This is a genomic window from Bacillus sp. JJ1764, assembly GCF_036962145.1.
Lineage (GTDB): Bacteria > Bacillota > Bacilli > Bacillales > Cytobacillaceae > Neobacillus.
This window is the reverse complement of record NZ_JBALNY010000013.1, coordinates 1-6,867: the sequence shown is the minus strand read 5'-3', so window position 1 is coordinate 6,867 and position 6,867 is coordinate 1. Positions and strand designations below refer to the sequence as shown.

Genomic DNA, 6,867 nt, shown 5'->3' with positions numbered 1-6,867 from the left:
GTCGTAAAATTTCACCGGCTTTTTTTCACAGAGGCGGGTTTTGTCCCAGCCTCTTCATAATGTTCTCCAACTATTAATCATCATCCCCACTATGCCTATTTTGATGTTTTCCATCCCCAGGTTTCAAATCATCATTTTCACTATGTCTGCCATGGTGGCGTCCATCGTCTTTACGGTATTCTGACTTGTGCTTTATGATCGTTTTGCCATGTTCAATTTCAACCTCAACGTTATGGTTATTCATAGTGGCAGTTGATTTTGTTTTGCTAACATCGCTTGAACTTTTCACCTTGTCTTCCTGATGGATGGAATCATCTACTCTCGAGTCATTTTTTGCTGCTCCGACAGCCATAGCTCCTCCAAAAACCATAAACGATGCAAGTAAACCGGCAATCAACTTACCTTTCATGTTTTTTTCCTCCTTCATTTTTGTTGTTTTACAATTATAGAATATCCAGTGAAGATTAGAGAAAGAGGGAGAGGAAGATTAGAAATCTCTGAGAGAGAATCCAAAATCATTTAGAAATACTTAGTCATCTTCTTTCTTATCATCCTTTTGCTTATCTTCTTTTTTATGATCATCCCAGGATATGGCGGTTACCTTACCAGTGATGCTATTAATCTGTACAACTGCTTTCAGTCCCTCATTTGTTTCTATTTCCACTAAATAAAATTCGATTCCTTCATTGGTTTCCTGCTGAATATGTTTAACTGTGCCATGAACCTCCCGTGTTGCAATCTGCTGTGCTTCCGACACTGTCAACTTTTTAGATGGTTCCTGTTGCCCTGGAGTGGTAGGGGAGTCAGAGGGTGGTTTTGTAGGTTGGTTTTCAGGAGGAACTTGAACTGAATCGTTCTGTTTAAACGATAAAACTTGCCCGCTTACCGCATCAAGCTTAATTCTATAAATATGGTTATCTTTATTTAAATCGATAAGATATTGTTGGTTGGTTAACTTGATTTGGATGACCTTGCCTTGATAACGGTCTTGAATGAGCTTTTGTACTTCATTTTTGGAGAGAATGGTTTCTGCCGCATTTGATTGGTTTAATAGTTTCCAACTCAAGAAAATAAGGATTACGGTTAAAAAACAGATCAATATCCATGCTTTTTTCTGCATTTTTTCACCTCGCTTCAGTTGCATGGTTTTATTTTCTACTACCAACATTAGAAGATGATTAGATTCTGATTATTTTTTCAAATAAAGTATGGCCGTTGTTCCGACTGATTCTGTACTGTCAAGCACAATCCTGATGTTAAGGACAGCGGCAATATCCTTCGCTAAGGATAAACCAAGACCGGTACCGCCTATTTTTCGGTTTCTTGCTTGATCGACCCGGTAAAACCGGTCAAAAACTTTTGGCAGCTCATTATGATGGATGCCAATGCCCCTGTCGATTATTTTGATAAAAACTAAACCGTTCTCCATTCCATACTCGAGCGTAATGGCTTCATCACTATATTTCCTGGCATTATCAAGGAAGATGAATAACAGCTGCTTTAACTTTTTCTCATCCGCCGCGATTTCCAGTGTTTTTCCGAAATCGGAATGCAAATGAATTTCCCGGCCAAAGGCATTTTGAAAGGAGTGAGCTGTTTGTGTTAAAAAATTCTTTAATTCAACTGCAGTATTATGGATGTTCCATTGTTCATGATGCTTAGCAAGCAGTAACAACTGCTCCGTCATTTCTTTCATACGGATGGCTTCAGAATGAATCGCTTCAACAGACTCTGTAAACAGGTCTGGTTCTGTCAAACCTCTTCTTTTTAGCAAACTAGCGTAACTCTCGATGATGGTTAATGGGGTCTTAAATTCATGTGAGGCATTAGAAACAAATAGCTTTTGTTTTTTGTAGTTGGTTTCCAGCAGTTCGATCATATGATTAAAAGTTTCACCCATCTGAAATAGTTCATCCTTAGACTTAGCCTCTAATGGCAGTCTTTTAAAGTGCCCACTTTCTCTAATATCGGTCATCGTCCTTATCATCGATGTGACTGGACTGGTGATGAGTTGGCTCAAAAACCTGCTGGACAAAATGACAGGGATGATGGCAACAACCGTTACAACTATGAGTACGAGTTTAAGAATGGATAAAATATCTACGGTGGGCTGAATGCTGTTTGTGACTTGTAGGCTAGCCACACTGCCATCTAATAAAATTAGGGGCATGGAAACGAAAGTATAGGATTTATTTTGGTAAGTGATGAATTGGCTTTGTTCCCCTTGAAGGTATTTCGTATTTCTGTTAATCAATTTTTTCTCTGTTGGACTGGTAACGGTGAATAATTTCCTGTTATCATCCGTAACCATCTGAATCATGCCATTAATCGGTACATAGGAACGAAGCAGAGTTGCCTCCGGAATGGTTCCGAGGCCTTTTCCGATATCCGTTGTTGTTTTTTCCATTTCCTTCGTGGCTGCCTTTAACTCATTGTTAAGAATTAATTTGCTAAAAGTAAAATAAACCGTGATATTCATGATGATGAATAGAATGGCAAACAGTACGGCTGTATACAAATTAATTTTATTTCTCAGTTTCATTTGGCTTCCCTTAAAACATAGCCAATTCCGCGTACTGTATGGATCAGTACAGGCATATCAGGGAGGTCCACCTTTTTTCGGATATAACGCACATAGACGTCGACCACATTTGTATCTCCTAAGAAATCGTAGCCCCAAACGGCCGATAATAATTGTTCTCTGTTTAAAACCTGGCGTTTATGGACCATGAGGAAAAGTAGTAAATCATACTCTCTTGGAGTTAATTCAATTGGATGGTCACCTCTAAATACCTCTCGTGTCTTTTGGTTAATTGTTAAATCAGCAAAAGAAAGGGTATCTTCATCTTCTAATAAGGGTGCAGGTTGGGCAACTTCTTTTACTCGTAAAGCTGCGCGGATTCTGGCCATGACTTCCTCAATTTGAAATGGTTTGGTTATATAATCATTCGCACCGAAATCTAGCCCTGCCACTTTATCCTCGATGGAATCTTTTGCGGTAAGTAAGAGGATGGGAATGTGTTGATCAAGGAGGCGAATTCTGCGCAGCAGTTCGATGCCGCTTAATCCGGGAAGCATGACATCCAATAATATCAAATCCCATTTTCCCGACTGAAACAAACTAAATGCCGACATACCGTCCATGACTTTCGTAACCTGATAACCTTCAAAGCTTAGTTCAAGCTCAAGGAGCCGGGCAATTTTTTCTTCATCTTCAATGACTAATATTGAAACTTTCTCCATTTGATTTCCCCCAGAAAAAAATGTAATTTCTATAATTTACTACATTTTCCACATGGAAGGCTTTAATTCCTTTCAATTATTTATGAAAATGGGCCGTCCACATGACGCCCTAACATAAAAAACATTAACAAAGTGAAATTAGTAAAAAAATTCCTAATTTATATTAAAAATTGGAACTGAAAAGAGAAGGTACAACGATATCATTAGTGGGGAACAAATAATTATAAAACTACTTTCTAGATTATACTAAAAGGGAGAGATCACTAGTTATGAAACTAATTGCACTTGATTTAGATGGAACCACCTTAAATTCAAATAAGGAAATCAGTGAAGAAACTCTGCAAGCGATAAAAAAAGCGCAAGAGAAAGGGAATATTGTAATGGCTTTGTCCGGTCGATCTGTGAAATCTATACATGGCCAATTAGAAAAATACAATATAAAATGCCCTATCGGAGCAAGTAACGGAACGATTCTTTTTGCGGACGGAAAATTGTTAGAATCGATTTCCTTAACACCATCTCAAATTAAAAAAATAGCTTTTGAACTTGAAAAAGAGTGGGTACCATATAATTTCACCACTGACAAAGAATCCTTTGCACCTAGAAATTGGGGTGATCGACTAGAAAAAGTTCTATCATCAGGACGAGTTCCAAGTGAATACTTTGAAAATGCTCATTACAAAATGTTCACTACCCACCCAACTGTGTACGGTCACACGATGTTTGACCAAGTAGAGGAAATCATTACGAAAGAAGAACTCTCAATCTTAAAATTCCTTAATGTAGCTTTGGATCCAGAGCAGAAACAAAGGTTGCATCAATCTTTAGAAACCATCGAAGGCATCCATGTTGCTTCCTCTTCACCTTTTAATCTAGAAGTAACCCATATTAATGGAAATAAAGGCAATGGTCTAAAAATTATGGCACGTCATTTTGGGATTCCACTTGCAAACACGATCGCCATTGGAGACGAAAGAAACGATATTCCAATGTTTCATGCGGCTGGATTATCCATTGCGATGGGGAATGCAGAAGATGAAGTGAAAGAACACAGTGACATTGTAACGTTAACGAATGATGAACATGGTGTCGCATATGCATTTGAAAAATATATTTTAGAAGATTAAATACCTGTGTTAAGTTGTTAGCGGGTCAAACCAGGAATTCCTTGTAAAAAATCTGGCTACTATTAAAGAGATCTTTTTTCCGTAAAGAAGGGATAACTTAACCAAAGTAGATATAGTAAATAATGGGAAACGTTTGGTAGAGAAGTCCACAATGAAACATTTATCGGAATTTGTCAAAGAAATCGATAAATTTTTGTCAAATTAGTGTCTTGATTCCTCAATTCATGTAAAATAAGATTTATGTACAATAATAATCAAGGAAATATACTGAACATGGAGGAAAAAGGGTGTCTTATCGTTTAAAAAATAATTTTAGACTGTTTACATTAAATTCAAATCGTGAATTGGCTGCAGAGATGGCAGAACTATTGGGCTGCGAGTTAGGAAAATGTTCGGTTAATCATTTTAGCGATGGAGAAATTCAAATTAACATTGAGGAAAGTGTGCGTGGATGTGAAGTCTTTATCGTGCAGTCCACTTCACACCCTAGCAATGAGCGATTGATGGAGCTCTTAATCATGATTGATGCATTAAAGCGTGCATCCGCACAAGTAATTAATGTAGTCATTCCTTACTACAGCTATGCACGCCAAGACCGTAAGGCACGTGCACGTGAGCCCATCACGGCAAAATTGATTGCGAATCTTTTAGAGACAGCAGGAGCAAATAGGGTCATCACCATGGATTTTCATGCTGCTCAAACTCAAGGATTTTTTGACATTCCAGTAGAACATCTAACTGGTATTCCCGTTCTCTATGATTATTTTGAGAAAAAAAGCTTAAAGGATCTTGTTGTAGTCGCCCCTCATAATGGAGGCGTCGGAAGAGCGAGAAAATTGGCCAGTTTGTTAAATGCTCCAATAGCTTTAATTGACCGCCGCCGGCCGGAGCACGACCAATCAGATATCATGAACATAATTGGAAATATTGATGGAAAAAATGCCATCATCGTAGACGATTTAATGGATACAGCCAATACCATTTCTACAGGTGCTAATGCTTTATTAGAAAGAGGAGCAAAGGCTGTTTATGCCTGCTGTACACATCCTGTCTTCTCAGGAGAAGCGGCTAGTAAGATAGATTCATCCGCCATTAAAGAATTAATTGTAACGAATACAATCGTTATTCCAGAAGAAAAACGGAGCAAAAAAATCACCATTTTATCAGTAGCTCCTTTACTTGTGGAAGCAATTGACCGTGTTCATAATGAAAAAGCGGTAAGTCCGTTATTTGAATAACAAAAAGGGCCGTTTTCTTACTGAAAACGGCTTCCCTTTTTATCCTAAATACAAATAATAATCCTGTGAATGGTAGCTTTTAAAACCACATGATTCATAAAGCCTTAGGGCATGGGCGTTCTTGGCTTCAACCTCTAAGAAAATCGGAAACCCTTTTTGATGCTCCATCAATACCACATTGGAAAGTGCCTTTCTGCCTATCCCTTTTCCTTGTAGTTCGGGGAATACGGCAAACCCATAAATCCATGCTTCCCCATTTGTCTCAGCAACCCTCATTTTCCCAGCAGTCTGACCCTCTGCTTCAATGATTAACATTTCTTCACTATTGTTTTCTCTAATACTTTGATTAAATTCACGAGCTTCTTTTTCACTAAATCCAAAACATTCAACTTCCAAACGTACTTCTGCTTCCCAATCATCCTTTGACTGTGAAGGCCTAATGTTGATATCTTGATTCCCCTGTAATTCTGTTTGATGCCATTGCATTTGATATTCTGCAATGGAAAAAGTACATGGTATAGTTTTTAAAAATGCTTTGGCAGTTAGTGAATGAGTAGGTGCATTTAGTAGAATAGTTTTCACTTCACGTTTTTTGGTCTCTTTGAGAACTTCATTTAATAGGCTTGTGAAAATTCCTTTTCTTCGGTAATCAGGATGGACCATTCCGCATAGTTCAATTTTATTTCCGAATCCATAACTTCCAAGAAAACCGACCAATTGCCCGTCCTCATAATGAAAAAAGTCTTCTTTATAATCTTCAGTCCGGTTTTCCAGCATATCAAAATTTAATTTAAGCTGAAATCCACCATCTTGCTCACATATTTCTTGAAGCGTTTTAATTTCCCTTAACTGTTCCTTTGTTAGCATGTTTTCCCCCCTGTTCATAATCCATAATTACTATTCTTTATTTATGTCTATCATTCCTGCTATTTTTAAATTTTTTATCAGAAGGACGATATTTTTGAAGCAAAGGGGTCAAGTGTGAATCTGCAGGGGAATAACTAAAAGAGCGCCGAATTAATCGACGCCTTTATATTTTGGCTCTGTTAAACTTGTCTGTTGATTTCCGCTCCAGGTGCAAGCGGTTCGTGGGCGTTTCGGCGAGCCTCCTCGGCGCTTGCGCCTGCGGGGTCTCTCCAGAACCGTACTCCCACAGGACATTGATTTTCTTCCTAGAATTCGCCCACGCACGAAGGAAATGCGTTAGCATTTTCGAGGAGTCTTCGCACCTTCCGCTCCAATCAACAGAGTGTAAATAA

Annotated in this window: 7 protein-coding genes; 2 read left to right on the top strand and 5 right to left on the bottom strand. The window is 38.3% G+C overall.

Annotated elements, in window-relative coordinates:
- Nucleotides 1–73: 73 nt before the first annotated feature.
- From V7083_RS02020 to V7083_RS02005, 4 genes are all read right to left on the bottom strand, one after another.
- Nucleotides 74–409 carry a hypothetical protein gene (locus V7083_RS02020; protein ID WP_335474837.1) on the bottom strand — a complete coding sequence of 112 codons (336 nt, stop codon included), beginning with the start codon at nucleotides 407–409 and terminating at the stop codon, nucleotides 74–76.
- Nucleotides 410–529: 120 nt separating this feature from the next.
- Nucleotides 530–1,120: a PepSY domain-containing protein gene (locus V7083_RS02015; protein ID WP_335474835.1), complete on the bottom strand. Its 591-nt coding sequence runs from the start codon at nucleotides 1,118–1,120 to the stop codon at nucleotides 530–532.
- Between the two features lie 69 nt (nucleotides 1,121–1,189).
- Nucleotides 1,190–2,542, bottom strand: a complete 1,353-nt coding sequence (locus tag V7083_RS02010; RefSeq protein WP_335474833.1) for a sensor histidine kinase — start codon at nucleotides 2,540–2,542, stop codon at nucleotides 1,190–1,192.
- Nucleotides 2,539–3,243, bottom strand: coding sequence for a response regulator transcription factor (locus V7083_RS02005; RefSeq protein ID WP_335474831.1), 705 nt, complete (start codon nucleotides 3,241–3,243; stop codon nucleotides 2,539–2,541). Before V7083_RS02005 ends, V7083_RS02010 begins: the two co-directional genes overlap by 4 nt.
- A gap of 269 nt (nucleotides 3,244–3,512) precedes the next feature.
- On the opposite strand from V7083_RS02005, the gene V7083_RS02000 reads away from it, so the two are divergent.
- Together V7083_RS02000 and V7083_RS01995 are read left to right on the top strand one after the other, a co-directional pair.
- The gene (locus V7083_RS02000) at nucleotides 3,513–4,370 is read left to right on the top strand and encodes a Cof-type HAD-IIB family hydrolase (RefSeq protein WP_335474829.1); all 858 of its coding nucleotides are present in this window, start codon (nucleotides 3,513–3,515) and stop codon (nucleotides 4,368–4,370) included.
- A 287-nt stretch (nucleotides 4,371–4,657) separates the two neighbouring features.
- Nucleotides 4,658–5,608, top strand: coding sequence for a ribose-phosphate diphosphokinase (locus tag V7083_RS01995; protein ID WP_335474827.1), 951 nt, complete (start codon nucleotides 4,658–4,660; stop codon nucleotides 5,606–5,608).
- A 39-nt stretch (nucleotides 5,609–5,647) separates the two neighbouring features.
- Here V7083_RS01995 and V7083_RS01990 read toward each other — a convergent pair whose 3' ends face one another.
- Complete coding sequence (locus tag V7083_RS01990) at nucleotides 5,648–6,475, bottom strand: GNAT family N-acetyltransferase (RefSeq protein WP_335474825.1); 828 nt, start codon at nucleotides 6,473–6,475, stop codon at nucleotides 5,648–5,650.
- Nucleotides 6,476–6,867 lie beyond the last annotated feature (392 nt).